General features: G+C 42.9%; 1 protein-coding gene and 1 pseudogene. One reads left to right on the forward strand and one right to left on the reverse strand.

What is annotated here, in order from left to right:
* Window positions 1-2,546 (forward strand): response regulator (locus F6K57_RS41290; RefSeq protein WP_293074895.1); only part of this gene is annotated, 2,546 nt, incomplete at its 5' end.
* A gap of 438 nt (window positions 2,547-2,984) precedes the next feature.
* Here the strand turns inward: F6K57_RS41290 and F6K57_RS41295 are convergent.
* Window positions 2,985-3,109, reverse strand: a pseudogene (locus F6K57_RS41295) (DNA-binding protein); the annotation flags it as partial.

Consider the following 3,109-nt stretch of genomic DNA (forward strand, 5'->3'; position numbering starts at 1 on the left):
CCTGTACTTACATCGGTATTGCGGTCAAATGGAACAAAAAGGTAATGGGTTCCCTGTGTGTTTTGTATCAGCAGCAGGTAGAACCAAGTACAGAAGACAAACAACTGCTGAACCTGATTGCCAGTGCTATTGGTGTAGAAGAACAACGAAAACAGGCTCAGCAGGAACTTCAGGATAGTAAAGAGCGATTTGCCTTAGCTGTAGAAGGAGTCAACGACGGGATTTGGGATTGCAATCTCCAAACTGGTGAAATGTATTTATCCCCTCGTTGGAAGAGTATGTTGGGGTATAAAGATGATGAAATTACCAATACCTTTGAATCCTGGACACAGATTATTCACCCAGATGACCTAGAGCAAACCTTACTCAGTTTTAATAATTACCTAGAGGGCAAGCTTTTTCAGTATCAAGAAGAGTTCCGTGCTTTACACAAAGATGGCACCTACCGTTGGCTGCTGACTCGTGGAGCGGCGCTGTGGGATAAAACAGGTAAGCCTTATCGCATAGCAGGTTCTCACACCGATATTTCAGAGCGTAAAAAAGCAGAAGAAGCTCTCAAAAGTCAGTTAACAGCTCTCGAAGCAGCTACTGATGGCATAGCATTAGTTAATCCAGCAGGTGAATACTTTTACCTCAATCAGACTCACCTGGAATTGTTTGGCTACACTAAACCGGATCAACTGGTGGGTCGGCAATGGCATATGATTTATCCGCCAGAAGAAATTGAGCGTATTGAGAAGTCAGTTTTTCCCCAATTGTTTAAAACAGGAAAATGGAGTGGAGAAGCTACAGCTGTGCGCAAGGATGGTAGCACATTTGCTGAGGAATTTTCTCTAACATTACTTGAGGATGGTGGTTTAATCCGTGTCTGTCGAGATATTACAGAGCGTAAAAATGCTGAAGAGCAGATGCGGCAAAATCATCAAAGACTGGCTCTGGCTAATGCCCAGTTAGAACGGGCTACTCGTCTCAAAGACGAGTTTCTGGCTAGCATGAGTCATGAATTACGTACTCCCCTCAACGCCATTCTTGGTTTATCAGAAGCTTTGCAAGAGGAAGTGTATGGTTCAATTACAGATAGGCAGCGTAAGTCTCTCAGCACAATTCAGGGCAGTGGTCAACATTTGCTAGAACTAATCAATGATCTGCTTGACCTTGCCAAAATTGAATCTGGGAAGATGGAACTCCACATCGGTGCTGTTTCCCTCCAAAAACTCTGCAATTCCAGCTTGATGTTTGTTAGAAACCAAGCCCATCACAAAAATATTAAGCTGACTTCTCAGATAACTGAGAGACTATGGGAAATAGAAGTGGATGAGCGACGTATCCGACAAGTCCTAATCAATTTGCTCAGTAATGCTGTGAAGTTTACCCCAACCGGAGGAAGCGTTATTTTAAAAGCTGAGGAAGATTTATTCAGAAATACTATTTGTTTTAGTGTCATTGATACTGGTATTGGCATTGCTCAAGAAAATATGCGTAAGTTATTCCAATCCTTCGTCCAAATTGACAGCCGTCTGTCCCGTCGCTACGCCGGTACAGGATTGGGTTTGGCTTTGGTGCAACGAACCATAGAAATTCACGGGGGTAGGGTAGATGTCGAGAGTGAAGTGGGTCAAGGTAGTTGCTTCACAGTAACTCTGCCGATCAAACAAAGCGGTCAGGCAAACGGAGAATACCACAGTGATTTGGAACAGCTAAGCCAATTTACTCAATCTGGCATCTCCAATCCCCAAGTGCTGATCATCGAAGACTCTATTACTGCAGCTGAAGTGATTTCTCGCTATATCAGGGAAATAGGGCTACAAACCTTGACTTACCCTGAAGGAGAAGGTGCTCTCGAGCAGGTTATACAGGTCAACCCAGGGGTGATTATCCTAGATTTGCAATTGCCGAAGGTGTCTGGCTGGAAGGTTTTGGCTCAGCTAAAAGCTCATCCCCAAACCGAACACATCCCAGTGATTATTCTTTCTGTAGTGGATGAGCGATCGCAAGCTTTGGAGATGGGTGCGTCTGAATATCTGGTTAAACCAGTTTCCCGTAAACTGTTGCGCTCAACAATTAGCAAAATTTTGGGTCCTTTAGAAACACGAGAGTCACCTAACCATACGGAAACTGCTCTGGTGGTTATGTCTCAAACAGCTCCAGAGTCACCGTTAATTTTAATTGCAGAAGATAATGAGACTAACATTAAGACGATTTGGGATTACTTGCTAAACAAAGGCTATCGGTTGATATTAGCCAAGAATGGCTGGGAAGCGATTAGCCAGGCTAAAGAGTACCACCCACAGCTGATTATGATGGATATTCAGATGCCAGATATGGACGGTATTGAAGCGATTAAGCGAATTCGAGACAATCAGGAAACGAGGGTTATTCCCATTATTGCCGTAACAGCACTGGCGATGCCAGGAGATAAGGAGAAATGCCTAGGGGCTGGCGCGGACGAATACATCTCTAAACCAGTGAGTCTTAAGAACTTAGTCAGTACTATTCAAAAGTATGTTCATGTAGAGGTTAAGGATTTGCAATTAGTTAGTAATTAGTTATTCGTGATTAGCGTGATTAATCATTAAGTTATCAGTTCCAAGTAGGTTTAAACCTACTAATTAATGGTATATAAATTAATGGTATATAAATTAGTTCACGGGGTTACAAGCCAATTGAAAATCTTACAGGGGTTAGGTTTTAGGGGTTAGGTGTTAGGGAACATTGTCATGGGGTATGGATTGATTAAAACTATCATTGACGAAGTCTTGTGAAAATTGCTTCAACTGCTGGGAAATACAACAACACGAGTCGCTGTAATTTCCCCAACACCTAACACCGTGCCACCTAACACCTGCCTAGGTTTGAGCTTTGTTGTCACCCCGTGAGATAAATTAGTTTCAACCAAAATAAATCCTAAACATCTGTATTTAATATGATCAACTATTCAAGCGCATAAAGGGTGTTATTGATGAATAGTCAAAACTCTATACTATACGCTTTGACCAATTCCGCTTTGGTCCACGAGTGCCAGGCGTTACCACTGGCATGCCATCAAACAGAGGAATCACCCAAGTTCTACCCACCTTATACGCTCCTTTGACTCTGCCCTTGCCCAGAA

The sequence above is a fragment of the Moorena sp. SIO4A5 genome, assembly GCF_010672005.1.
GTDB lineage: Bacteria > Cyanobacteriota > Cyanobacteriia > Cyanobacteriales > Coleofasciculaceae > Moorena.